Origin of the sequence: Klebsiella sp. TF21-TM, assembly GCF_019753495.1 — a bacterium.
GTDB lineage: Bacteria > Pseudomonadota > Gammaproteobacteria > Enterobacterales > Enterobacteriaceae > Klebsiella > Klebsiella quasipneumoniae.
The window spans coordinates 1-3,321 of record NZ_JAIJYL010000076.1; the positions used below are offsets into that span (position 1 = coordinate 1).

Annotated in this window: 5 protein-coding genes; 3 read left to right on the plus strand and 2 right to left on the minus strand. The window is 62.0% G+C overall.

The annotated features are described in order from the left end of the window. The first annotated feature begins 243 nt into the window (after positions 1 to 243). Genes K5R89_RS26750 through K5R89_RS26760 form a run of 3 tightly spaced genes read left to right on the plus strand, consistent with a single transcriptional unit; the run spans position 244 to position 2,068 of the window. The gene (locus tag K5R89_RS26750; RefSeq protein ID WP_023408309.1) at positions 244 to 1,056 is read left to right on the plus strand and encodes a subclass B1 metallo-beta-lactamase NDM-5; all 813 of its coding nucleotides are present in this window, start codon (positions 244 to 246) and stop codon (positions 1,054 to 1,056) included. Between the two features lie 3 nt (positions 1,057 to 1,059). Then, a complete protein-coding gene (ble, locus tag K5R89_RS26755; protein WP_004201167.1) occupies positions 1,060 to 1,425 on the plus strand; it encodes a bleomycin binding protein Ble-MBL in 366 nt (121 codons plus the stop codon). Positions 1,426 to 1,429: 4 nt separating this feature from the next. After that, complete coding sequence (locus K5R89_RS26760) at positions 1,430 to 2,068, plus strand: phosphoribosylanthranilate isomerase (RefSeq protein WP_004201168.1); 639 nt, start codon at positions 1,430 to 1,432, stop codon at positions 2,066 to 2,068. Positions 2,069 to 2,078: 10 nt separating this feature from the next. Here the strand turns inward: K5R89_RS26760 and K5R89_RS26765 are convergent, their stop codons facing one another. Together K5R89_RS26765 and cutA are read right to left on the minus strand one after the other, a co-directional pair. Then, a complete protein-coding gene (locus K5R89_RS26765; protein WP_004201169.1) occupies positions 2,079 to 3,110 on the minus strand; it encodes a protein-disulfide reductase DsbD domain-containing protein in 1,032 nt (343 codons plus the stop codon). A 4-nt stretch (positions 3,111 to 3,114) separates the two neighbouring features. After that, a complete protein-coding gene (cutA, locus tag K5R89_RS26770; protein ID WP_023408307.1) occupies positions 3,115 to 3,249 on the minus strand; it encodes a divalent cation tolerance protein CutA in 135 nt (44 codons plus the stop codon). Positions 3,250 to 3,321 lie beyond the last annotated feature (72 nt).

Consider the following 3,321-nt stretch of genomic DNA (forward strand, 5'->3'; position numbering starts at 1 on the left):
ATGACTCATGATGAACCCTGTTCCATGGCTCCAGATGACAAACATGATCTCATATCAGGGACTTGTTCGCACCTTCCTTAGAGAAATTTGCTCAGCTTGTTGATTATCATATGGCTTTTGAAACTGTCGCACCTCATGTTTGAATTCGCCCCATATTTTTGCTACAGTGAACCGAATTAAGATCATCTATTTACTAGGCCTCGCATTTGCGGGGTTTTTAATGCTGAATAAAAGGAAAACTTGATGGAATTGCCCAATATTATGCACCCGGTCGCGAAGCTGAGCACCGCATTAGCCGCTGCATTGATGCTGAGCGGGTGCATGCCCGGTGAAATCCGCCCGACGATTGGCCAGCAAATGGAAACTGGCGACCAACGGTTTGGCGATCTGGTTTTCCGCCAGCTCGCACCGAATGTCTGGCAGCACACTTCCTATCTCGACATGCCGGGTTTCGGGGCAGTCGCTTCCAACGGTTTGATCGTCAGGGATGGCGGCCGCGTGCTGTTGGTCGATACCGCCTGGACCGATGACCAGACCGCCCAGATCCTCAACTGGATCAAGCAGGAGATCAACCTGCCGGTCGCGCTGGCGGTGGTGACTCACGCGCATCAGGACAAGATGGGCGGTATGGACGCGCTGCATGCGGCGGGGATTGCGACTTATGCCAATGCGTTGTCGAACCAGCTTGCCCCGCAAGAGGGGCTGGTTGCGGCGCAACACAGCCTGACTTTCGCCGCCAATGGCTGGGTCGAACCAGCAACCGCGCCCAACTTTGGCCCGCTCAAGGTATTTTACCCCGGCCCCGGCCACACCAGTGACAATATCACCGTTGGGATCGACGGCACCGACATCGCTTTTGGTGGCTGCCTGATCAAGGACAGCAAGGCCAAGTCGCTCGGCAATCTCGGTGATGCCGACACTGAGCACTACGCCGCGTCAGCGCGCGCGTTTGGTGCGGCGTTCCCCAAGGCCAGCATGATCGTGATGAGCCATTCCGCCCCCGATAGCCGCGCCGCAATCACTCATACGGCCCGCATGGCCGACAAGCTGCGCTGAGCCATGGCTGACCACGTCACCCCCAATCTGCCATCGCGCGATTTCGATGTGACAGAGGCGTTTTATGCGAAGCTGGGCTTTGCGACGAGTTGGAAGGATCGCGGCTGGATGATCCTGCAGCGCGGCGGTTTGCAGCTCGAATTCTTCCCCTATCCTGACCTCGACCCAGCTACGAGCTCGTTCGGCTGTTGCCTGCGGTTGGATGATCTCGATGCCATGGTGGCATTGGTGAACGCGGCGGGAGCCGAGGAAAAAAGCACCGGCTGGCCGCGCTTCAAAGCTCCGCAACTGGAGGCGAGCGGCCTGAGGATCGGCTACCTGATCGATCCCGACTGCACGCTGGTGCGGCTGATCCAGAACCCCGACTGACCGCATGCCCGCGAAAATCAAGATTTGCGGGATCAGCACACCCGAGGCGCTCGATGCGACCATCGCGGCGCGGGCGGACTATGCCGGGTTGGTGTTCTATCCAGCGTCGCCCCGTGCGGTTACGTCGAATGTCGCGGGCGCTTTGACATCGCGCGCAGCTGGCCAGATCGCCATGGTCGGTTTGTTCGTCGATGCGGATGATGCTGTCATCGCCGACGCACTGGTGGCAGCCAAGCTGAACGCGCTGCAGCTGCACGGTTCGGAATCGCCCGAACGCGTGGCCCAGTTGCGCGCGCGGTTTGGCAAGCCGGTGTGGAAGGCGCTGCCCGTCGCCAGCGCCAGCGATGTCGCACGCGCCGCAGCCTATGCCGGGGCGGCGGACTTGATCTTGTTCGACGCCAAGACCCCCAAAGGCGCGCTGCCCGGCGGCATGGGGTTGGCGTTCGACTGGTCGCTGCTGGCCGGATATCGCGGTGCCTTGCCGTGGGGGCTGGCAGGCGGGCTAAATCCGACGAATGTTGCCGAGGCGATTGCGCGCACCGGAGCGCCGCTGGTCGATACCTCCAGCGGCGTCGAAAGCGCGCCGGGCGTCAAGGATACCGACAAGATTACCAATTTCGCCTTTGCGGTGCGCTTGGCCTAAATCGCGTCGATCAATAGGCGTCGTTCAGCGCAAAGATCGGCTTGCGGGTGCGCCACTGCCCTCGGGTGAAGTCGGGAAAATCTAACGTGCGATTGCCCTCAGCAATCGATTGTTCCGACAGAGGCGTGATCGCGCTCCAGGCCAGCGCGTCGTAAATGTCGATTGGCATCGGGGCCTTGGCCTTCAGCGCCTCGACAAAAGCGTGGATCACGAACCAGTCCATCCCGCCATGCCCGGCCCCTGCCGCCAGATCGGCGTAGCGTTTCCATAGCGGGTGATCGTATTTCGCAAACCAGCCCTCGGCAGGCTCCCAGCGGTGCGGCTGTGGGCTCTTGCCCTCCAGATAGATCGACTTGTTGACGTCCATCCACAGCCCCTCGGTGCCTTGCACCCGAAAGCCGAGAGAATAGGGGCGCGGCAGCGAGGTGTCGTGGCACAGCATGATCGTTTCACCATTAGTGCAGCCGATCATGGTGTTGACCACATCACCCAGTGCGAATTTCACCTCGGCGTTGGGATGATCGGCAGAGCCGTTCTTGACGACATAATCATGCAGCCCGCGCGCCTTACAGCCGAAGCCGCCAGCGCCCGCTTCGCCCGGCAACGCGACCTTCAGGGTGCGGGTCTGCGGCGGGTAGCACACGCCGGCATCGGCGCAGCCCTGGTACTTCACGGTCAGGGTGGTCGCGCTCGCGCCGGCCGCGGGCGTGCCGGTGAGGGTGCCGAGCAATTCCTTGCGGTAGGTTTCGACGTCGCCGAAGAATTCGTCGCGGTAGGCCTTGCCCTTCGGCAGCGCCATGGTCGCGCCGGTGAAGGCGGCATCGGCCTTGACCGAGGTGCGGTGCCGGTACAGGTAATAGCCGTCGGCGATCCGCCAGCGCACCTCGATGCGGTCCGGCGCGGTGGCCTGCGCGGACAGGACGAAGACCTCGTCGACCGGCGGCAGTTCGAAGTCCTGGGCGACGGCCGAGGTCGCGGGCAGCGCAAGCAGCAGGGCGAGCCCGGCCAGCCAGCGGCGCAGGCGGATCGTGGATGCGGTCATTGGCTCAGTTTACCGGTCGGCTCTCGGCGGCCAGCCATTGCAGGTATTCGGGCAGGCCGGACGCGGCTTCGACCGCGAGCAGCTCCGGGAGTTCGTAGGGATGCAGTTGGCGCAGGCGTTCCTGCAGGGCGGGGGGCACTGTTGCAAATAGTCGGTGGTGATAAACTTATCATCCCCTTTTGCTGATGGAGCTGCACATGAACCCATTCAA

Coding starts and splice junctions, on each gene's coding strand:
- K5R89_RS26750 (WP_023408309.1), top strand. CDS start 244: ATGGAATTGCCCAATATTATGCACCCGGTCGCGAAGCTGAGCACCGCA.
- ble (WP_004201167.1), top strand. CDS start 1,060: ATGGCTGACCACGTCACCCCCAATCTGCCATCGCGCGATTTCGATGTG.
- K5R89_RS26760 (WP_004201168.1), top strand. CDS start 1,430: ATGCCCGCGAAAATCAAGATTTGCGGGATCAGCACACCCGAGGCGCTC.
- K5R89_RS26765 (WP_004201169.1), bottom strand. CDS start 3,110: ATGACCGCATCCACGATCCGCCTGCGCCGCTGGCTGGCCGGGCTCGCC.